14 protein-coding genes are annotated in these 21,433 nt (G+C 38.9%); 5 read left to right on the top strand and 9 right to left on the bottom strand.

What is annotated here, in order from left to right; translation table 11 throughout:
• Positions 1-694 precede the first annotated feature (694 nt).
• Positions 695-1,096: a tetratricopeptide repeat protein gene (locus tag VSA01S_RS05640; RefSeq protein WP_050567402.1), complete on the top strand. Its 402-nt coding sequence runs from the start codon at positions 695-697 to the stop codon at positions 1,094-1,096.
• Between the two features lie 319 nt (positions 1,097-1,415).
• Here the strand turns inward: VSA01S_RS05640 and VSA01S_RS05635 are convergent, their stop codons facing one another.
• From VSA01S_RS05635 to VSA01S_RS05620, 4 genes are all read right to left on the bottom strand, one after another.
• Positions 1,416-1,817, bottom strand: a complete 402-nt coding sequence (locus VSA01S_RS05635; protein ID WP_039982336.1) for a hypothetical protein — start codon at positions 1,815-1,817, stop codon at positions 1,416-1,418.
• Between the two features lie 152 nt (positions 1,818-1,969).
• Positions 1,970-2,782 (bottom strand): hypothetical protein, encoded by an 813-nt coding sequence (locus tag VSA01S_RS05630; protein WP_039982338.1) that lies wholly within the window; start codon positions 2,780-2,782, stop codon positions 1,970-1,972.
• 124 nt (positions 2,783-2,906) lie between these two features.
• Positions 2,907-3,239: a hypothetical protein gene (locus VSA01S_RS05625; protein WP_145993899.1), complete on the bottom strand. Its 333-nt coding sequence runs from the start codon at positions 3,237-3,239 to the stop codon at positions 2,907-2,909.
• A 237-nt stretch (positions 3,240-3,476) separates the two neighbouring features.
• Complete coding sequence (locus VSA01S_RS05620) at positions 3,477-3,989, bottom strand: lipocalin family protein (RefSeq protein WP_039982340.1); 513 nt, start codon at positions 3,987-3,989, stop codon at positions 3,477-3,479.
• A gap of 381 nt (positions 3,990-4,370) precedes the next feature.
• Between VSA01S_RS05620 and VSA01S_RS05615 the strand changes: the two genes are divergently transcribed.
• Entirely contained in the window at positions 4,371-5,201 is an 831-nt protein-coding gene (locus VSA01S_RS05615; RefSeq protein ID WP_083932294.1) for an AraC family transcriptional regulator, read from the top strand.
• A 500-nt stretch (positions 5,202-5,701) separates the two neighbouring features.
• Here the strand turns inward: VSA01S_RS05615 and VSA01S_RS05610 are convergent, their stop codons facing one another.
• From VSA01S_RS05610 to VSA01S_RS05600, 3 genes are all read right to left on the bottom strand, one after another.
• On the bottom strand, positions 5,702-7,873 hold the full coding sequence (locus tag VSA01S_RS05610; RefSeq protein ID WP_039982342.1) for an immunoglobulin-like domain-containing protein: 2,172 nt from the start codon (positions 7,871-7,873) through the stop codon (positions 5,702-5,704).
• 438 nt (positions 7,874-8,311) lie between these two features.
• Positions 8,312-11,362 carry an AAA family ATPase gene (locus tag VSA01S_RS05605; RefSeq protein WP_039982343.1) on the bottom strand — a complete coding sequence of 1,017 codons (3,051 nt, stop codon included), beginning with the start codon at positions 11,360-11,362 and terminating at the stop codon, positions 8,312-8,314.
• Positions 11,359-12,519 (bottom strand): exonuclease SbcCD subunit D, encoded by a 1,161-nt coding sequence (locus VSA01S_RS05600; RefSeq protein WP_050567403.1) that lies wholly within the window; start codon positions 12,517-12,519, stop codon positions 11,359-11,361. Before VSA01S_RS05600 ends, VSA01S_RS05605 begins: the two co-directional genes overlap by 4 nt.
• Positions 12,520-12,921: 402 nt before the next feature.
• On the opposite strand from VSA01S_RS05600, the gene VSA01S_RS05595 reads away from it, so the two are divergent.
• The 3 genes from VSA01S_RS05595 to VSA01S_RS05585 all read left to right on the top strand — a co-directional run bounded on the left by VSA01S_RS05595 (position 12,922) and on the right by VSA01S_RS05585 (position 17,627).
• Entirely contained in the window at positions 12,922-14,484 is a 1,563-nt protein-coding gene (locus VSA01S_RS05595; RefSeq protein ID WP_039982344.1) for a ricin-type beta-trefoil lectin domain protein, read from the top strand.
• 735 nt (positions 14,485-15,219) lie between these two features.
• Positions 15,220-16,794 (top strand): ricin-type beta-trefoil lectin domain protein, encoded by a 1,575-nt coding sequence (locus VSA01S_RS05590; protein ID WP_039982038.1) that lies wholly within the window; start codon positions 15,220-15,222, stop codon positions 16,792-16,794.
• 260 nt (positions 16,795-17,054) lie between these two features.
• Positions 17,055-17,627 (top strand): YceI family protein, encoded by a 573-nt coding sequence (locus VSA01S_RS05585; RefSeq protein ID WP_039982040.1) that lies wholly within the window; start codon positions 17,055-17,057, stop codon positions 17,625-17,627.
• A 92-nt stretch (positions 17,628-17,719) separates the two neighbouring features.
• Here VSA01S_RS05585 and VSA01S_RS05580 read toward each other — a convergent pair whose 3' ends face one another.
• Both VSA01S_RS05580 and VSA01S_RS05575 read right to left on the bottom strand, forming a co-directional pair.
• Positions 17,720-18,238, bottom strand: a complete 519-nt coding sequence (locus VSA01S_RS05580) for a cytochrome b (protein WP_102857656.1) — start codon at positions 18,236-18,238, stop codon at positions 17,720-17,722.
• Positions 18,239-18,449: 211 nt separating this feature from the next.
• On the bottom strand, positions 18,450-21,341 hold the full coding sequence (locus VSA01S_RS05575) for an Ig-like domain-containing protein (protein ID WP_443098117.1): 2,892 nt from the start codon (positions 21,339-21,341) through the stop codon (positions 18,450-18,452).
• Between the last annotated feature and the right edge of the window lie 92 nt (positions 21,342-21,433).

The following is a 21,433-nucleotide window of genomic DNA, read 5'->3' as shown; positions in this document are numbered from 1 at the left end:
CTAAAATAAACTCTATAACACTCTGGCTCTTAACCATATTTCTTTCTATCAATAAATACCGAACTCAACGTAATGCCTTGTTAAGTAGTGAACAGCGCAATACTGAACCTAACATACACATGGTTTTCTGTACATTATGCGCACAGGTCTTGCTGGATCATCAAAATACTGCTAAGAATTAGTCTCGAAACCACCCTATTAGCAATACTTTACCTGTTCATCTATACGAATAGCCGTGAGATGACAGGTAAAATTAGATCTCACGCATTCAAATAGCTTCTTATACCCGCTCATTTCCTCTCCGAAAACATAATAGTAATATTGACAAAAAACTCTTTATCAAATCTCTAAACACACCATCTATTTATGGCAAACGATATCTTCACGCTCAATATTCCTCTAAATAGCTAATAGATTAAATGAATGAGTATTAATAGCCGCATTACATTAATATTAATTTAAATATGACTCAATAATAGACGACAAGCATCTAGGTGACACTTGAAGTCATTATCGTTCTTTTAGGTATATGCACTTCAAGATAGTTATTTTGCATATGCTTTCAGTAACAATAAAAAGCAGGAAATTGATATAATTACCCACTAAGTCAGTGAGGCACCGTTTCAATAGTATTTGGGTAACCAAAAGTCGAAACATAATACAAATAATTAAAAATGATACCAAAGAGATAAAAATGTTAACTTCAATTTTTGTGATAATTTCAATGATAGCTTCAGCAATGGCCTATTCAACTTTGGCTGAATATAATAGTCAGAATGAAAAAAATCCGAGTGATTATTTGGATGATGCAGAACAAGGAAATAACAACGCTCAATTTACCCTTGGTATAATGTACAAAGAAGGGGACGGCGTGGAACAAGACGATATTCAAGCGGTAACTTGGTTAAAAAAGGCCGCAGAACAGGGCCATATGGAAGCTCAATTTACTCTGGGAAATATGTGTGAAAAAGGGCAAGGCGTCGCTCAAGACAATATTAGAGCCGCATACTGGTACAAAAAAGCCGCTGAGCAAGGACGCTCTAATACCCAAAGTAATCTCACCTTTGCAAGTAAAACAGCCTCTCACGACATATAATTAGATGTAATAATTTGTAATTAAGCAATATAGATCATTACATTATGAATAAAAATAGGGTGAGAAGTTCTTATTAGGTTTATTCCTAACACTCGACAATTAAAGTTGTCGATTCATCATTCGTTGCCTGATTAAGCATCTTCTGTGAATATGTTGATTAGTATCCCACTAAACGAGAGATATTAATCAACCTTCAAATCACAGCTATTCTATATAGAAAGCTCATGACCATGAGTATCTGGATATTGCTCATTCTGAGGGGCTTTTAGCACAAATGATTTGAGGCACGCAAAGTGTTCGGCTTTTTTTTCGCTGGATGTTACTTGCGATATTTTTGGTATATTGACTCGATCGAGTATTCAAAGAGTTGTTTGATATGTTGTTTAGCTTCTGTAATAGAAACAACATCAAAGTCTACTGAAACCTTTTTACGACCAAAAATCCCAAGAAAACCAGGCTTCAATACCACATCCAGTGACAAAACTCCTTTATCCACCTCGACAGGTGTAAACTCATAGGAAGCATGTATACCATCCATATCACCGATTGAGAAAACTAATCCACTTCCTTCCTCGAGCTCTATAGACAATTTAAGTTCTCTTTCCCAAGGGTAATTGGCAATGACTTCACAGATTTCACTATGAAAATTAAGAACCCTTTGGTAATTAACAAGTTTAGTACCATCTTCTCTAATTTGGTAAAAAGCGTTAACTAAAGCCATTCATCATCCTTATTCTATAAACGCTACATTATGCATTAAATCGTAAGCAGCGCGGTCACTTCAATTATCTATAAGCTACCACACTCTTTCATTGCGTTTTTACTGATTTAATAGCGGAAGTGATGGTATGCCGTTAAGCTTTTAATCGTGAGTCAAGTGATATCCTCTAGGTGATATATGAGATCATTTCTCATCCCTATAGGACTTTGCAGTAATCGTTCTTTTTCGCCATTCAAAAAGCCACCTGTTATTTCTAGCTTTTTTAACTTTGGCAGATTTTTTCCTTCAAGAAATGTATCGGGGAAACGATAGCCGTACTGATCGTCGTCACAGTTCAAATCTATATACGCTTCTTCCAAGGCTGGATAATCTGATTCAAGCAATTTGTTCAGTGTAGAATGGCTTATGAAGCCGCCATTCGAACCTGTCACGAAATCCTCCAACGTTACCGTAATACTCTTGAGGCACTCAAAGTTCACCGCTTCTGTAAGCTCAAAATTGCCGTATAGGCCGAGTCGTTCTATTTTTGGGCTATTGTTGAGAATTTTTGTGATATCACCAAGCTGCCCGTACATACAGTGCGAGTTACTAAATAGCTGCCAAACCCCTAAATCAAGTATCTTTAAATTAGGGAATCGAGCAACACTCACTTTGTTAACCAGCTCGGTATAATTTTGGTGTTTGCCAATCGCAAAAGAAGAGTTGCCTATGACAAGCTTCTCAATATGTTGCGGGTAATACGAATTTACAAAATCAGAGACAAGCTGGACGCACTCCCCTCCAAGATAGAAGTAAATGCCTTTCAGTTGATTAGGCATTTGATTCAATGCAGTCCATCCAAAGGCATCATTTTGAGGAACACCAAATAAACAATGCTCAAGAGGCAAATTCCATTGACCTGGCGAGCTTTGTATACATCGATGTGCACTTGGCACTGATAGTGTAGACTGTTGAAACGTTCTCATAGCACACCTATTCGTAACCGTTATTTTAAAATAAAACTGAGGCGCCTAAATTGGCGCCTCAGATTTATCTTCAGTTTTACAACAAACCGATACTATAATTAAACCATATGTATTAAAAACTCAACTACATACCACCAGCATATGGGTTTGTACCCTCAAATTTAGCCCCACCCTTACCAGAGCTCTGAATTTTATCGGGCACATAAGCTTGCTCTTTGATACCGACACGCCATTCACCAAGAAGTGTTAGCATCTCTTTAGCCTTCTTCGTTTGATTCTCATTACCGTTACCAGTACCGTACTTTTTGATGTACTTTTGCATTTTAGAGACTGTTTCTATCCCATAATTCCGAATCTTACCCTCAGGCAAGAGCTTGATCTTACTTACATTCTTACCAAAAACCTTATCGGATGCACTATCCTTGATCATATTATTTATCGTTGTTACACGACTCATAGATATATTCCGGCTGAATAATGACATATTGTTATCCTTATCAAAAGTAATCTGAGATTAAATAGTACTAAAGTATTGGCAATAATGGATGTGAAATATACTGAAAAAGCATGGGGGAAGAACATCACCAAGCTGAATAAAATTGGCCTATTTAAATGGTAAAAACAATACCAGCGTAACATCGTGGAGAGGCTAAAGATTAGCCTCCTTTAGCTTGGGAGAGCTCTGACTGGCTTATTAACGTTGCTCCACAAAAATCAATTGATCGACGTTAAAACCTTTTTCCGATGCCACCTGCTTAAAGCGTTCAACGATAGCACTGTCTACTGTTGGGGTTCTCGCCAGTAACCAAAGATAATCATGGTTGTAACCAGAGATAAAGGCGTAATCCTCACCCTGTTCAAACACAATATAAGATGAGTAAAAAGGACCAAAAAACGATACTTTTAAATGACCTACGTCTTCTGCATCAACAAAGTAGGCCTTACCTTCAGCCTGAGTCCATTGCTGATCTTCATTGGAATAACCGCGATTGATCACAGCAATACCGCCATCTGCTTGTGGTTGATATTCAGCACTGACTTGTGTCAAACCACGTTCAAAAGAATGATCGAGACGAGCAATTTCATACCACTTACCAAAATAAGCTTGTAGCTCAAAGTTTTTGACAGGTTCAACCCCTTTTGGCACCGATGTACAGCCAAATAAAGTGGTAAGAAAAGCGCAGGAAAGTACTCTTAGATATTTCATTACATAACCTAAAAACATTCAAAAAAATATTACTGTGTAGTGTGGTATATGGTTCAACCAATGTCATTTTATTTTTTTGCTCAGTGGCACAGTAAGCTCTAACCTACCTCTTGCGTAAACCAGCCAGCAAAGCTAACACTAACCCAACATAGCAAATAAAGGCATGTTTAATATGAAATTATACCCAATCATCTTGAGGTCACAAGGGTATACTGATAAAGTTTCGGTTATGCAATTTGCACTTAAGTTTTAGGGCTGACATTAAAATTGTGACAGCGTCACTCAAGGTTAGCATTCGTAGAGTATTAACATCCTATACCCAATTTAGTGATCAATAATGCCTCTTTAAATTAATAACGGCCTACTGAAGTATATAAGGACATGATGAGTACGCTAAAATATTCTGATTTCAAAATAAATCCGATTTTCCCAGAAATTATCACCTCCAAAGTGGAGAGCCTTGAGCAAAAGTGTACGCCTCATTTACACCTTGATTATGACATCACTTTCGTTACCTCTGGTATTTTGAAACTTCAACTTGGTGATTCAACCCGATTCTATCATGAAGGGCAATTTTGCCTTCTTAACCCAGCGACGGTTCAGCATGGCGAAGGCGTTGGGGATAAGCCACTCTCTATTAAAAATATAAAAGTTTCTCCAGCACAGATGCTTCAAGTGATGAAACTCAACAACCCAGAGAATACGCAATACCCAGTCTTCGACAGTTCACCTATTTTTGACCGTTCATTAAACCAGATATTTCAACGCTTTTTTGATTTATTACGGGCCGATACCTCTCAGTACCAAGCTCTCTCAGATGAAGGCTGGCGTTTCCTGCAAACCCTTGTCAACTATGCCTCTTTCACCTCTTCTAAATCATCTGATGTTTCCCTCGACTTGCCTTTTGAAATCAGAATCATGAAAGACAAAGTCCGAGAAAAGCTGAAAATTCCTGAACTGGCTCAAAAAATGAACTTATCAGAACACTACTTTATCAAAAAATTCAAAAGGCTATATGGCATCACACCCTATCATTTTTTTATGCAGCTTAAGTTGGAGACAGCATTCCGTGAATTATTAAAACAGCAAGAAATACAAAAGGTCGCCTATGATTTTGGCTATTCTGATCAAGCTCATTTCACTCGTCTTATTAAAAAGTATTACGGCTATAACCCTAGAGCTATAGGCAACTTATTAAAAAGTCATAGTTAACGATGATTAAGTGAGCCATCAACCCTCCCACAATTGCGATTAAAATATTTTTGCAGCACAAATAGAGTACCGCAACAACCATGGCAGCACCTATCTGAGGCAGTCCGTAAGGCGCGGTTGTCACATCAATATCTAAAAAGGTATACCCAGTGGTATATAGGCTGTGGTAACCGGAATGGACCATTTGAGCGCTTTTATTATATGAGAAAAATACAACATGATTCCTATTGTTTATTTTATATTTCCCTGAATAACCTAAGTCACATCAGAGCAATAATCGTAAGAATTGGTTGATCTTACTGTTGTATCTTTGCTAAAGATTGCAGAAAAGTGCGCTATTTTTTGAATAATACTGCGATTAACGTATAAAAAACGTACACACCCATTTAGTGAGTGTGTACGCCGATTAAGGTAAGTCTTCAAAACTCAATCTTTAAAAGTTAATTATTCAGAAACTAACCATTTTAAAAGCCAAGCTCTAAAAACCTAAATCAAGGTGATTACAATTTATCCCAAGCATCTGCCCAGAATTGTGACTCACCTGGTGCGTAAGCAGCATTTGCACACCAACCTGTGTAAGGCCAAGGTTTACATTGGTAAGCATTACCATCAGTACCTGTTACAATGTCACCTGCGGCATAGTTTTTACCTGCTTCATAATCAGGGTACTGACTCGGGTTTGAAGATTCCTCTTCTACCTTAAAGCTTCGAGTGATTCTTTCTTCTTCACCGTTTTCTGACGTCGCAGTAGCTTCAAACTTAAAGTTACCGGCTTCGATATCATCCAGAGTGATGGTTACGCGCTCTTCGCCACTCACTGCGATGCTTTGCTGGTAAACAGCAGCGTTCGTCTGGTCTTTAACTGCGACAGTAACAGATGCTGATTCTGAGCTAACAAATGTTACGCTAAGCTCTACCATGCCATTATCTAGCGTGTATTGGTTTTTAAGGCCAGATACTTCAAAGTCGAACTCAGGAGCTGGAGTTGGGCCACAGCTTTCATCACTGGCTTTTCTCCATACCCCCTCCTCGCCTGTTGTACCTGGCTCATCACCTTTAGTCCACCAGCCAGCTTGCCACGTTAAGCCATTGTGAGAAACTTGATCGCCTCCGAGGTAAATTGCAGTTTTGTCCCAAGCTGCTGCACAAACTTCGTTATCACCAGATACTACGTTCACTGTTCGATAAGCAGTTGACGTTTGATTTGAACTGTCTGTTACTCGGTAAGTTAATGTGTATGAACCTAGCACGTTGACATCAACAGTCCCTTGGATACGAATTTGGTCAGTAAGATCGCCGTCTTCTGCATCAATCGCTTTTACGCCAGTCATTGGATCGAACGCATCACCAAGTTTCACTTTAGCATCAAAAATACCTTCAAATTCAGGCGCTAAGCTGTAAACCTCAACGGTACGACTCTGTTTTGTCTCGTTGTTATCACTGTCTTTTACACTATAAACCAAAACATAAGTGCCAAGAGTATTAGTGTCAACTGTGCCTTCAATATGGATACTATTAGTTAGATTACCGTCCTCTTTATCGGTTGCGCTAACGCCAGCATAAGCATCAAACATCGAGCCAAATCGAACACGTACATCTGACAGACCATTTAGAACAGGTTTGCCTTCGCTTGGTTGAGGTGGTGTTTGACCATGTACAAACGGGCCATAGTTTTTGATGAATTTTTCACCGTAAGCTTGGCCTGCAGCGTTCGTACCCATATCCCAGTTAATAGACCATGTCATGACACCACGTAACGCTTGACCTTGTGATTTTAAACGATCAAAAGCACGATATAGGTCTTCTGGGTTGTTCAAATAACCTGTGGCCGCTGCATCAATATTTGATGGAATACCAAAAACGAGTTTGTCATTAGGTATTTTATGGAAACCACGCGTACCATTTGATAGAGAATCAGAGATGTAGTAAATGAACTCTTCTTTTAATGTATCGTTATTTTGTGCAATCCAGCCCACACCATCAACCCAGATACCGTCTCCACCTTGATTATAAAATTGTGGGTTAATCCAGTCATACTCCCCTTCGAGTGTCGTTAGGTAAGGGATATATTTGTCTCCTTTCTTTAAGTAAGGAAACTCAGGTGCCATAGTGATCAGGAAATTTTTACCCTGCTGCTGGTAGTGCTCTTTCACTAGGAGCAAAGCTGCAGGGATCACAGTTTGGTTATCGGCTGCAGTGATCGCGGATTGCTCAAGGTCAATATCAAGACCATCAAAGCCGTATTTATCTGTAACACGGATGATTTCTTGAGCGAATGCTTCTTCATCACCGGCTTTTAATTCAACGTGTGCATCTGCACCACCTAAAGCAATCAATACTGCGCGACCTTGAGCATTGATTTCTTCAATCTGAGCAATAAACTCCTCTTCGCTCGAACCCACTCCAGGATTAAACTTAAATGTTGGGATTCGGCCTTCGCTTGTATCGTAGACTTTCATAAAAGAGACGTTTACGACATTGTACATAGGATCAACTTCATCCAACGTAATGCATGGAGCATTACCTCCTTGATAACCAGTGCCGTCACACCAGTTATGCCAATAACCAACGACAACACCGCCATCAGGGTTTACCATTTCACTCGCTGATACAACATTTGAGAAACTACCTAGGCCTAGTGCTACTGCAAGATATAATGACTTATGCTTCATCCTATTACCTTTTCTGTCTTGATTTACTTTAATATCAATCGACATGATGAGACTAAAACTGTAAATCGATTTAGGTGGGCCTAATACTAAGATTAGGTTGACCACATCAACACACGCATTGACTAACAATGCGTAATAGAAAACAGAAAAAATTATATTTCTAACATCATATTATTGATAGCAGTGTTAGTTTTGTATTTTTAATATATGTTTATAAATGTGACTCAAGTGATATTTTCATTTAAAATCCTATTGAATTCATATTAATTTCAAACATTTTAGAAAAAAATCATTATAATTATTTGGTTTTTAAATCAAAAAAAACATCAAAAAAAGAAATAGATACAAATGAGGAATTGAAATTGCACATATGAGGAGGACTCAGTGCCACTTTGATTCCTCCCAAGTCATCTTCGATTAACTCAGGAGGAAAAGAAGCTAGCTGAGCAAAGTAGAGTGTATTTTAACCTTAGAGCCCAACCTTGACGCTTCAACATCTATCCTTTGACGCATCTGCTCTTTAAGTTCAGCAACATGAGAGATCACACCAATCATTCGACCTGTCTGTTGTAAATCGACTAAAGTCTGAATTGCAAGATCAAGCGAATCGGGGTCTAGGCTACCAAACCCTTCATCGATAAAAAGCGTGTCTAAACGAATGCCACCGCTGTAAGATTGCACCACATCTGATAAACCCAGCGCTAATGCTAAAGCCGCCATGAATGACTCCCCACCTGACAAGGTTGCAACATCTCGCGTTTTTGCGCTATAGCTATCCTCAACCACTAAGTCTAACCCTCGCCCAGCAATACCTTTAAACCCTTGAGTTTTTCTGGCTAAAACATAGCGACCTTTGCTCATCAAACTCAATCGCTGCGACGCTTGGATAAGAACATCATCTAATAGAACGCCTAAAACAAAACGGTGCAGACTGATTCGGCTCCCGGTTTTGCCACTGGCGACATCAAACAGAGTGCCATATATTTTATACTCTTCCTCAAGTTTGAGATTCTTCGCATGCAGTTCAACAATATTACTGCGCACTTTTTCTAAACGCTCAAACAGTGAACGCGTCTTATCCAACTGCTCCCTTGAGTGAGTGTAAGTTTCTTGAACTTGATCTAATTGCGTATTCAGAGCTTCTAAGTCAGGCTTGTCTGTCTCTTTAAGCGATTGATTTAAATCTGCCAGTGTTTGCGCTAGCTTGATATGTTCTTGCTTAAAGGTTTCGACTTCTGCGAGCCAAGACTGCATCTCTTGCTCAGGTACTTTACTGGCTAAAAATTGCTCTTGACCTGAGAACATACTGTTATGTAAAGCACTTTCCCAGTCTGTCTGCGCTAATTCATAAGCCGCGACAGCCTGTTTGAGTAAGTCTTGATGCGTGTGTTTCTGACTCTCTGCTTGTGCTTTTTGAAGTGTCGCCTGCTGAAACTGGGATTGCGCTTGGTCTAATCGCGCCTGTAATTCAATCAGCAACTTACTCAATCGGTTCAATTCCAGATCGAGTTGTTCAATAGATGAAAATTTATCCCCCAGTTTTGCCATCACACTCGCGCGCTGATCTTGTTTAACAGTGAGCATGGATTCATTGGCTACCACTTGATCGTTAAGTACCTTAATTTTTCCTTCGCCATCTTCACAACGTTGCTGCAATGTCTTTACATGACTTTCTATTTGTTGAAGATCAATAGAGGCCAAGGTCTGCTTGAGATTAAACCGTTGTTGCAAACTTTGTTGGACATTGTTCAGTTCGGCCTGAGCATGTTGTCCTAACTCTTCGAGCATCTTATTGAGTTGTAGTTGATACTGAGAAATAGCAATATGGTGCTGCTCCAATTGGTTATTCAATTGATTGAACTCAGCTTGCGCCATGCTCTCTTTCTGACGAGCTTGTTGGACTTGCTCTTTAGTGATTTCCTCGTGAGTAAATTGAGCTGGCTTGGGATGCTCCTTACTGCCACACACCGGGCACATTTCACCGATCTGTAATCGCTGCGCAAGGATCGCAGCCTGAGCATTATGCCAACTAAGTTCACGTTCATTGGCTAATTGTTGATGCTGTTGATAAGCAGACTGTGCCTTAGCTACGCTGTCTTGTTTACTTTGAGTTAATGCCTCTAGTGAACTTAAGGATTGGCGTATATCATCTCGTTTTTGTAAATCTTGCAGTAAGCGCTGTTGTTGTTGAATCTCAGCTTCAACAGTCGCAATATTTGCAACATCAAGACGTGCTTTTTCAAGCTCTTGCTGACCTTGTTGCGCTTCCAGCATTAATTTGTTTTTTAGCGCAACATATTGAACCTGTTTATCTTGTAGCTTTTTTTGCGTTTCAATGGTCTCAGCAATCGTTTTGTCTAATGCGATTTTTTCTGCCCACTGACTTTTCATGCTGTCCAATTGGTACTGCTGATCAGTTAAAGCCGGAATCTGTTTTGCTTGCTCTTTTGCTTTTTGACAGTCTGCTTCCTTACTGGCCATGATGTTTTCTGCCGAGCTCAGCGTTTGTGTAAAAGACGTGACTTTTGCTGTCAGTTCATCGACCTGCTGCTTTGATTTCTGTAAGTTAATGAAAGGAAGTTCAATTTGGTTCGCTTTGTAGGCTCTGTCTAACTGCAATTTTCGTTCAGCAATGTGTATTTCTTGCTGTAGATGCTGATTCAATAACACTTCGGCTTGGTCACGTTTCGCAAAGTCACGGCTAATTGCTTGTGCTTTTTGTAAATCTGTTTTTAAACGGTTGAGCTGAGCCAAAGCTTCTTGTTCTTTTGCGTTTGATGATTCAAGTTGTACAGAAGCACTCTCTGCTTGCTCTCGTAATTCATCTTCTGAGGATACCGCTGCCACTTGAAGTGCTCCGCGAATTTGATTATCAAAATCCACTTTTGCCTTACTGATCGCCCCAGCTTTATCTTTTAAAGCATATTCTATTTTTTTATAAATGTCGGTCTGGAACAGTTGGCCGAAGATCTCTTCTCGCTCTCTAGAGCTTGCCAGTAACAACTCACGGAATTTACCCTGTGGTAACACCATCACTTGACGAAATTGAACTTCATTCAAACCAATAATGTCTACGATTTCAGTTTTCACTTGCGTCGTTTTACTGGTGATCAACTGCTCTTCATCGGTAATGTCATACAGAGCCGCATTATGTTTGCGTACGGTCATCCCTTCGCCACGTGCCTTGGGAGCTTCCTGCTCTGGATTACGGGTCACTCGGTAACATTTACCGTTCAGCACAAATTCCAACTCCACCTTGGTCATTAAAGATGCAGCAGCCATATCACTACGCATCTGCATGCCTTGGCGCTCATTACCCGTCGTTTCACCATATAACGCGAAACAAATCGCATCGAGAATGGATGTTTTTCCGGAACCTGTTGGACCGTTGATCAAAAATAATGGATTAGTACCTAATTTATCGAACTCAATGGTTTCTGTTTTAGCAAATGGCCCAAAGGCTTGCATGGTCAGTTTGAGCGGTTTCATAAGCTACCTTTGTTATTATTCGAGCGATGATGAGAAAGCTGATTGATAATTTGACTGATCGCTGCTTCTTGATCTTGGGAAAGATCGATTTCTTGAGCTTCAGAAAAGAAGTCACGAAACATGTCTATTTCACTTCGTGCTAATTTAGCTTGTGAAAGGGGTTGATTGACTCCGATAAGCATACCCGGTTTCTCAAGGTGTAAGACATTCGGATACACGGCTCGTAATTTATCCATTGGATTTAAAATCGCATGTTTATCCATCAACCGAACCAGCAAATAGTCATGATTTTTAGGGTCGGTTTTCCCCAGCTCTAAGACCTGATTCAAATCACCTTCGATGATTCTCATTTCATGAGGAGCGGTGAGCTCAATATGTTCTGCACAGACAAAGCCATTATGATCTAACTCAACCAAGGTAAAGCCTTTCTTGTGCTTTTGCTCCCCAAAACTGTATTTCATCAGTGAGCCAGAATAACGAATATACTCCTCACCCTTTCTTTGTGGTTGATGAAGGTGGCCCAAAGCAACGTAATCAAACCCCTCAAAATGCGCATGACTCACTCGATCAGCCCCCCCGATTGAAAGTGGCCGTTCTGATTCAGACGCGATCGCTCCATCAACAAAGCAGTGACTGATCAATATATTGCGCTGGCTAGGTTGAAACTGCTGCTTAATATGATTCGCTAAAAACTGATGAGCTTCATCGTGCGTCGAGATTGGCTGTTTAAAAGTAAAACGAACGTGTTCTGGATCATTGTAAGGCAAGCCATAAAACGCCACATCTCCTGCCGATGGAGTATTGATCACAACAGGAGTCAGCATATCATCGAAGTTACTGATAATATGCAAACCTGCCTTACTCATTTGTTCTGCGCCAAATCCTAGGCGCTCGGCACCATCATGGTTACCGGGAATCATAATCATCGGTGTGTTGAGCTCACCACAAATCTTCTTAACCGTATGATTCAGTAATTCTATCGCGGATGTCGGCGGCACCGAACGATCGTATATGTCCCCCGCTACAATCAAGGCATCAACAGGGTTTGCCGCTATGTAATCAATAAATTGTTCAAGTACGGCTTTTTGGTCATCGAGCAAAGAGACATTGTGAAACTGTCGGCCAAGGTGCCAGTCTGACGTGTGGATAAACTTCATTTAACTTCGCTTAGTACAAAAATAGGCATCTGCCTATTATCGCAGTAGAAAGAAAAATCGTCATGAGTTTTTAACAAATAGAGCAAAACAAATTTAGCTGTAGTAGCAAGCTATTTATGGTTATTTATCGTTCTTTGATTAATCAATCTTAGTGTCATTGTATGTGAAAAGACCTCAAGTAGAATAAATTCAATATTATTTTGAATTAAGTTGAAATTTATAGATTTAAGTGGTTTTTAATAATGAATATAGATAGTTTTAAAAAACCGAATAACCGTTCAATCACTAGGAAACGCACTAATGATGAAACATCATTTGGTGTTTATTCAAATCGGCTCAACCTAAAATAACGAGACTTTAATGTGAATCTAGCTGGTTGAAATTTAACATAAGAAAGATAGTATGATAAACAAAACTCAATTAGCGTGCACCGTTGGTACATTGCTCATGTCTTTGAGCATAGGTAACCATGCATTTGCTAACGAAAACTCTCTTAATAACACAAAAAGTACTAGTAACTCTCTGACAAGATTTCTATTTACTGCCGACCCTCAATTTAATACCAAACAAGGGGATACAAATCATCAAACGCAAGATCGCTTAGCTGGTATGTTTGCAGAGCTTCGATACAGTCAAAATACCCCTAACCCAATTTTTGGGCTGCTCGTCGGTGGGGATATGACGCAAAACGCTCATGACACTAGCTTTGTTGGCTGGGAGTTCCGTTTCTGGAAAGATGTCGTCAACTACTACGGTTTAAAAGGCAAAGCCTATGAGACCATTGGTAACCATGATGAGACAACATCAGGGGCAGCAGCTCCAGGAGACATTGTAAAATATATTGATCGTGAAAGAGAACATAGGCGTCTAAGCTATCGCAGACAAGGTGGGTTGTACTCATGGGATGTCGATGATACTCACTTTGTTGCTTTAGGTACTGGAGTATTTTCCTCAGGCAATCCTACCATATATGGCGATGTAAAAAATTACAATCAATTAGATTTTCTACAATCCGATCTCGACGTTAATGTTGGAAATAGCAATAAGAAAGTGGTCTTAATGTTCCATATGCCAGCAAACCATCGTGATTGGAATGAAGCTGATAGAGATCGTTTTATTAACCTAATACAAGAATATAACGTTGTTTTATTACTCACTGGCCATACCCACCGTTGGGAAGGACACAAATACATCACTTTACCAAATGGTCGTAAAATACCACAAGTGACGGCACCAACTACGAGATATGATCTTGCCCCTGAAGGAGCGAAATACACAGATATTAAACTTCGTAAAAGCTCCCCGTGGTTAGAAGTCGAATTAAAACATAATGAAGGAGAGCAACACTTTAAAGGCAATATTGATCTGGATTTAAGAACCGATGAAATTTGGTACCCTAGTTCTTCAGAAGTAAGAGAGCCTAGCTACACTGAAAAACAAGGCCAATATGGTCGTTACTGGTTTGCTTATAAAGACGTTCATTATTATAACCTAGAAAATGATTTGACCGATCAATGTATTAGCTACAATGAACCAACGCCAGGTGCTGGAAGTATGCTGGTTCAAACCTCATGTAATAAACAAGACCCAAGACAAAATTGGTTCTGGTCAGCTCAAACAAAGATGATTCATAACAAAATGAATTGGAACTATTGCTGGTCAAACTCTCAACGTTATAGTGGCGGCTCTATTGTACTTTCTGAATGTGATACTAATAATCCTGAGATGCGTTGGGAGTACACTAAATACGATACAAAACATGACTGGTTAAGATACATTAAGCCTGAGGGATTTTCTGGCTTTATGGTTGATGCTTATCGAGATACAAACAAGGTCAAAATTTACTCTGCTCACGGTGGTAACAACCAGCTTTGGTCGGCGGATCATCAACGTTATCCAGCGAATCAAATGTCTTTACGTGCACCGATACCAATGCATAATGGCCCGGTTCAGCGATTAAAGTAAAGTTTATTCCCAAAACGTCAAGGCCCAATATCTCTATTGGGTCTTAATCTACTCTTCTACTTGATCTACTCACTATTTTGAATGACTTCAGGAATACTTCATTAGAACAAGATCACTGATGCCTTTGTAATTACGAACAAGTCATCGCAATTTTTCTTTATTCACCTGAGAACTATGATATTTAACTCGGAATACCCTTGATAAGCCAAAATTCAAGTAATGTAGCTATTTCAGATATAATTACGATTAATACATTTTAAAGTAGTAACCTTAGATAAAAAATAGAGGAAATAGATCTTTATATTTTCATTATTTATATTAAAAACTTCAATATTGGTTATTTTCCCACACAGCCAATATACACTCAAACACATTACCAACGTAATGATATTGACCTCTTAAATCACTATGATTTTTTATAAAAACCGAAGCGAACTAATTTAACCATAGTAAAAAGTGAATATTGGTTATTTACCGTTCTTTTTAAGCAATTTTGATGTAAATTAAAAAGCTAAACATAAAAAAACAAAAGTTATTGTAACTAGTAATAAAAATATATATTTAATTAGTTTTTTTTAATCATTTCAGCTAGTCTAAAAAAACAAATAACAATTCAATCACTAGTAATAGCATTAATGCTTAACTTCATTTATTGCCTATCCAATTATATCTTCGGAAATAACGATATTTGAAAAATATACCTAGTTGGTTGGAATTAAATATAAGGAAGACGGTATGATAAACAAAACTCAATTAGCCCGTACTATCGGCACATTACTCATCTCTTTGAGCCTAGGGAGCCACGCTTTTGCTAATGAAAGTCCTCTAGACAACACAAAAAGTGCAAGAGATTCTCGAACAAGATTTCTATTTACAGCCGATCCACAATTTGCCACCAAGTTAGGTACTCCTAATTATTTAACACAAGATCGTTTGTCTGGCATATTTGGAGAGCTTCGATCCAGTCAACATACACCTACCCCAATTTTTGGGCTACTCGTCGGTGGAGACATGACACAAAATGCTCATGATGCCAGCATCACTGGTTGGGAATTCCGTTTCTGGAAAGACGTCGTTAACTTTTACGGTTTAAAAGGCAAAGCCTATGAAACAATTGGTAACCATGATGAGACAACGTCCGGGGCAGCAGCTCCAGGAGATATCATAGATTATATTGATCGTGAAAGAGACTACAGACGCTTGAGCTATCGCAGAGGCGGTGCAATGTACTCATGGGATGTCGATGATATTCATTTTGTTGCTTTAGGAACTGGCGTATTTTCTTCAGGTAATCCTACAGTATTTGGCGATGTAAAAAATTATAATCAATTAGACTTTCTGCAATCCGAGCTTGATCTTAATGTTGGTAATAGCGGTAAAAAAGTAGTCTTGATGTTCCATATGCCAGCAAACCATCGTGATTGGAAAAAAACTGATAGAGATCGTTTTATTAACCTAATACAAGAGTATAATGTTGTCCTATTACTCACTGGCCATACCCACCGCTGGGGGGGACAGAGGTATATTACTTTACCAAATGGTCGTAAAATACCACAAGTAACGGCGCCAACAATTAGACAAGACCTTAGTCGTGATGTATCACAATATACGGACATTGTATTCAGTAAAAACCCTCCATGGCTAGCAGTTGAATTAAAACATAATGAAGGAGAGCAGCACTTTAAAGGCACTATTCGTCTAGATTTAAGAAGTGATGAGGTTTGGTATCCTAATGCTTCAGAAGTGAAAGAGCCTAAGTATGCTGATAAACAAGGCCATTATGATGGTGACTCATTCGTTTACAAAGACGTTCATTACTACGCTCTAGAAAATGAATTCACCGATCGTTGTATTAGCTACGATGAACCAACACCAGGCGCTGGTAGTATGCTGGTTCAAGCCTCTTGTAATTACCAAGATCCTCGACAAAGTTGGTTCTGGTCAGCCCAAACACAGATGATTCATAACAAAAAGAATTGGAACTATTGCTGGTCAAACTCTCAACGCTATAGAGGGGGCTCTATTGTACTATCAGAGTGTGATGCCGATGATCCAAATATGCGTTGGGAATTCTCTAAATACAATAGATCAGAGGACTGGTTTAGATACATTAAACCAGCGGGCTTCCCTAATTTAAAAGTCGATGCATATCGAGAGAGTAACAAAGTCAAAATCTGGACAGACAACAATGGTACTAGCAGTAGTAAGAACCAATTATGGGTAGTACATCACCAACGTTATCCAGCAAATCAAACGTCTCTTCGTGCACCTATACCAATGCATAACGGTCCAGTTCAGCGATTAAAATAAATAGGTTTTTAACCAAAATTTCAAGACCCAGTAGCTCTACTGGGTCTTAACTTAATCTTCTAACCTACTCTTCATAACTTTTATTTTTACTCCTCGTTTAAAGTGATTTTAGCAAAACTGTTTTAGATCAAGCCCACAGATGTTCTATTTAGTTACTGACAAGTCGTCATTATTTTCCTTTACTCATTACGTTTTAAATCGGTGTGACCTTGTAGAACTAGATCGTTATAAACGATTAAATATGACTGAAGGAGTAAATAATGAAAAGCATCATCAAATCGATCAGTTTGGCTTTCATGACATTATCAGGTCAAGTATTTTCAGCAACTGAGTATGAATTGGAATCTGAGTTTTCTAGTATTAGTTTTGCAACAATCAAAAAGCAGTATATTGTCGAACCAGCAACACTGAATACACTGAAAGGATCGATAAACAATAATGGAAAGTTTGAACTTACTATAGGGATTAAAGGGATAGATACTGGAGTAACTATCCGAAACACACGTTTACAAGAGATATTTTTTTCAATTGAAAAATTCCCAAATGTCACTGTTACCGGGAGCATCGCACTAGCAGAGCTGCCCGATGGGTCTCACAAAATGATAATTCCTGCTAATGTCACTTTATTTGGCAGCACCAAAACTTTGAATTTCCCTATTGTAATGTTTAAAGCTGCAGGTACCATAATGATAAGTTCAATACACCCTATCATAATTAATGCTAATGACTTTGGTATACCAAATGAAAACTTAGCTAAGCTCTCTTCAACTGTTGGTAATATTGCTATCTCAGACACAGTACCTCTTTCACTGGTACTAACTTTTAAAAAATAATGATAGTCAAGCACTGATAACACTGAGTCGAGATAATAGAACTCCACGTTTTAGCGGAGTTCTATCAAAAGCTCATTATTGGTATCTTCTCACTAAGAAACCATGCTTCTAAGTACATTATTTTTATTTACAAAATGGTGTTTTAAAGCAGCCAAGATATGAAGAAAGACCAAACTAGCTAACAGAGCACAAGCAATTCGGTGTACCATAAAGAAAAACTGATTGATATCAGGGTTAGATATAGGATTAGGAATAGAGATTAACCAGAATAACTCATAGCTGTGTGTAAGCATTAGAAAACCACTAACAAAAACTACCATCATAATTAGATATATTACACTATGCGCGAGTTTTGCTAATTTCTTTTGCACAGTTGGAATTGTATCTGGTAATTCTGGCTCAACTCGGAAAAATGACCATACCCAACGAAATAAAAGTAAGACTGCAGCAACTGTAGCTACGGACATGTTAATTATAGATAGTGTATGAAATAACATCGGTTGATCCATAACAAATAACATAGCATAGCCAGCCACAGTAGCATAAATAATAATAATGGCCATCACCCAATGCATCCACTTACTAAATTTATCATATGATTGTACAGGCATTTTAATATGATTTGTTTTTAATTCCGAATTTCTTGCTAAATTACTTTTTGACATGACGCTACCAATAAAATCAATATTTTAATAAATATTACTATTGTAAATATAAATAAAATCAATTAGAGGAATGAGATTATTACTTATATGGGAAATATACATACGCTTAAATATAGCGAAAGGCATGACCTGCCTTCCGCTATCTCATTTACTATCGTTATCTACTTACACTGATCATGTCATTAAAGTAACTAACTTGTTCAGCCATAGGTAGGCTTTGCGAATTAGAACCTAGTGTCCACATAAAGAAGCCACCATAACCCTGATCTTTTTGCCATTTAGCACGATCTAGGTTGTTTTCTCTTGTTTCAACAAAACTGCCGTTTGGCCCCCATTGTTTGTTAATTGTATTACCCAAAACAATTTTAGATTTATCGCCAATGTAGGTTGCGTAATTGTTCATTGCAACTTTATACAAGAACTCTTTTCCTGCGTCGTAAGTCATTACATTAAAGAAGTCAAAGTCGTCTTTTGTCTCTTTTAGAAGGTCAATAATTTCACCATGGTGACCTGAACGACCACCAGCATCAATGAATGAACAGTTTTCAAACACATTTGAGTTTGCACATTCAACTGGGTCCGCACCGACATGGTAGGTGGTTAATGAAAGGATCTTGCTATCACCCACTTTTTGTCGAATCAGCTTGATCAACGCCGTAAGATCCTGATTCTCTTTGTCGGTGATACGTGCTGCTTTTTCAAAGTCGAAGTCTAAACCATCAATTTGCACGTAACCTGCAAGCTGATATTTAGAGTAATCACAGTCACCATTGCTATTTGTAGCAAGACACTGACCTACCACTTCCTCTGGTTTAAGATTTTTCTTATATACTGGGAATGGCGTATTAACTAACTTAACCAATCCATTCGCCACAGCTTCACGGCTTTGTTCGGTACCAATTGCAGACCAGATGCTTTCGTAGTTCTGCCCACCAAAAGCAACCATCATAGAGACGTTTTCTTTGTTGTGCTTCAACGTCGTCCATGCAAGGTACTGAGAACGTAGCCAGTCTGGGTTGTACTCCGGAGCTTCAACCATTTGATCAGAAATGGTGATGTTACCTTGTGAATCCCATTTACCAAATGACAATAAGTAACCATCACCTTCTGAATTATTCAGTTCTTCAAAGTCATTCAATCCCCATGAAGTCAAGTAACTGATCGAACGGTCTGGATTGTTTGCTAAACCTGCTCCGCCTGTACTTTCTCGCACCAAAATGTTCGACACCGCAGAAGTTTGGGTTTGATTGTTAGTATTCACGGCCTTAGCTGAAACTTGATATTCGCCAGCTTGGACGCCTAACCACTCATATTCAAATGGTGCTTCAGAGTCTTTAAATAGCACCTTGCCATTAGCCATAAAGTCAACATGATCGATGTCTCCTTCATAGCTCTTTGCATCGGCTTTTATTGAGATTGCGCGACCTTCAAAGAAACGAGAACCATCAGCAGGTGAAGTCAAAGAAACCACAAGATCTTTGTCTGTAATTGCAATAGACACTGATTCTGTTTCTGAACTTGCCCCTTGATCGTCAAATGCAACCGCTTGAAGTGTGTACTGACCTTCCACTTGGGCTGGTACGTTAACAGTAAAGATATCCCCTTCACTTGCCTCATTTTCCGATGCAACAACCTGTCCATTTAGCTTCACATCAACTCGAGTGACTTCGGTATCGTCCGTTGCTGCGATAACAACATCAAATGGCTGATTTGGAGCAATCTTTTGACCATTAAATGGAGAGTTAATTTGGACTTCTGGTAGTGGATTTGGATCACACTCACCCACTTCGTTCCATGCATCTTTCCAAGCATTTGGATAACTTGGATGACCTGTTCCTGGTGTCCAAACAGGGTTGCCACACCAACCAAAAATAGTACATTCATAAATATTACCAACATTAGTGACTTTATCGCCAACATTGTATGAAGTGCCATCTTGGTATGGAGCAACGTCGCCACAGCTTGAGCTCGTTTCTGTTACAGTCACAGTCAAACTCTTTTGTGAAGTATGCGATTCTTCATCTTTAGCTTCAACACGCAACGTTGCTGTACCAATTTGATTTGCAGACCAATCACAAGAAAAATCTTGAGTAACCTTGGCATCGAAGCGGCAAACCTCAGCGTCGTTAGCTAAAATCTTAACTGTTGATAAATCACCATCTGAGTCTGTTACGCCGGCAGAAATCGTGACAACGTCACCCTTTTGATAAGCCGAATCCATACTTGGGGAAAGGAACTCAATAACTGGCGGATTAGAAGCCACTGAATCTGAATCGACAGACACTTGAACTTTTGATTCAGTTAACTTTTCGCCTTCAGCATTAAAAGCGATAACCGAAATCGTAATTTCACCTAGTTCGGTTGGTATCCATGATTGCTGATATTCTGTTTTACCAGAGATAACAGGTTGCTGTGCTAGTCGGGTATTATTCACCCAAAACTCAACTTTGTCTGCCCCTTCGCCAGTTATATCTGTTCGGATGTCAACATTTGAACCAACGTAAATCAACGAATTTGATGTTGGAGATAAGATCTCTAAAGTGACATCAGGCGTTGGGATAACGTCATCACCATCTAGCTTTATCTCTACCGATTCTTCTAAATTTTTTAAGTCAGTAACTTGACCACCAAATGCAAGTGTCATTGCTAACTTTTCACCGCCATCTAGAGACGAATCTACCCATGAGCCTTGTGGAAAATTAACTTTTATAGAATGAAGTACACCACTTTGCGTAGGTGTGTGCTCAATAGATAATGAAGGATAAGAGACATGATTAGACGTCCATCCAATATTACTGACTGCTTCTGGTAGTACAAACTCGATGACAGCATTTCTCAGATCTGCACTTTCTGTACCTGAATTTTGAACTTCAAGTTTATAACTACTCCAATATTGACTTTCTGATTCAGCCACTGCATTCGAAGAAAATGCGGCTGCCATTGCCTGTGAAATAGGATTTAAAAGCATACCACCACAAAGTACTGCTAGGCCTAATGTCTTATATTTATTTGTGTTAACCTTACAAAGGTTAATGTTTTTATTATTCACGTTAATTCCCACTATTTCGTCCATGTTTTAATAAATTTCAATATCAACATCTACTATTGATATTGAAATCAAAATAAAAAACACAGCAAAAA

This window comes from Vibrio sagamiensis NBRC 104589, from assembly GCF_007990935.1.
Lineage (GTDB): Bacteria > Pseudomonadota > Gammaproteobacteria > Enterobacterales > Vibrionaceae > Vibrio > Vibrio sagamiensis.
The sequence above is the reverse complement of the archived record's forward strand: the minus strand, read 5'-3'. Positions and strand labels throughout refer to the sequence as shown.

Excerpts from the sequence above, each read along its gene's own strand:
- VSA01S_RS05580 (WP_102857656.1), bottom strand. The coding sequence starts at position 18,238 with ATGCCTGTACAATCATATGATAAATTTAGTAAGTGGATGCATTGGGTG.
- VSA01S_RS05635 (WP_039982336.1), bottom strand. The coding sequence starts at position 1,817 with ATGGCTTTAGTTAACGCTTTTTACCAAATTAGAGAAGATGGTACTAAA.
- VSA01S_RS05615 (WP_083932294.1), top strand. The coding sequence starts at position 4,371 with ATGATGAGTACGCTAAAATATTCTGATTTCAAAATAAATCCGATTTTC.
- VSA01S_RS05585 (WP_039982040.1), top strand. The coding sequence starts at position 17,055 with ATGAAAAGCATCATCAAATCGATCAGTTTGGCTTTCATGACATTATCA.
- VSA01S_RS05600 (WP_050567403.1), bottom strand. The coding sequence starts at position 12,519 with ATGAAGTTTATCCACACGTCAGACTGGCACCTTGGCCGACAGTTTCAC.
- VSA01S_RS05630 (WP_039982338.1), bottom strand. The coding sequence starts at position 2,782 with ATGAGAACGTTTCAACAGTCTACACTATCAGTGCCAAGTGCACATCGA.
- VSA01S_RS05590 (WP_039982038.1), top strand. The coding sequence starts at position 15,220 with ATGATAAACAAAACTCAATTAGCCCGTACTATCGGCACATTACTCATC.
- VSA01S_RS05595 (WP_039982344.1), top strand. The coding sequence starts at position 12,922 with ATGATAAACAAAACTCAATTAGCGTGCACCGTTGGTACATTGCTCATG.
- VSA01S_RS05625 (WP_145993899.1), bottom strand. The coding sequence starts at position 3,239 with ATGAGTCGTGTAACAACGATAAATAATATGATCAAGGATAGTGCATCC.
- VSA01S_RS05640 (WP_050567402.1), top strand. The coding sequence starts at position 695 with ATGTTAACTTCAATTTTTGTGATAATTTCAATGATAGCTTCAGCAATG.
- VSA01S_RS05605 (WP_039982343.1), bottom strand. The coding sequence starts at position 11,362 with ATGAAACCGCTCAAACTGACCATGCAAGCCTTTGGGCCATTTGCTAAA.
- VSA01S_RS05620 (WP_039982340.1), bottom strand. The coding sequence starts at position 3,989 with ATGAAATATCTAAGAGTACTTTCCTGCGCTTTTCTTACCACTTTATTT.
- VSA01S_RS05610 (WP_039982342.1), bottom strand. The coding sequence starts at position 7,873 with ATGAAGCATAAGTCATTATATCTTGCAGTAGCACTAGGCCTAGGTAGT.